Here is a 324-nt window from a genome sequence, read left to right on the forward strand (position 1 = left end):
CGGTGTTCTGCTGGCCCGGGCTCGGCGGCTACCCCATGAGACAGCGGCTTCTCGCCACCCGGCTCGACCTGCCGTCGCCGATCCTGGCCGAGCTGGCCTACGGCATCAACCACGCCGAGACCGCCAACCCGACCATCGACGAGATGGTCGCCCGGGACAACGAACTGATCCGCGGGGTCCAGCCCCAGGGCCCCTACAAGCTGTTGGGCTACACCATCGGCCCCCGGGTCGCGTTCGAGGTCGCCAACCAGCAGGAGCCCCCCCGCGAGCACGTCGACCAGGTGATACTCCAGGCGCCCGGCAAGCCCCCCGTGGAGGCACACC

General features: G+C 70.7%; 1 protein-coding gene. It reads left to right on the forward strand.

The window, feature by feature from the left end; genetic code table 11:
* Positions 1-35: 35 nt before the first annotated feature.
* Positions 36-324 (forward strand): thioesterase domain-containing protein (locus PUR71_RS00155; protein WP_329924238.1); only part of this gene is annotated, 289 nt, incomplete at its 3' end.

This window comes from Streptomyces sp. SP17BM10 (assembly GCF_036322405.1).
GTDB lineage: Bacteria > Actinomycetota > Actinomycetes > Streptomycetales > Streptomycetaceae > Kitasatospora.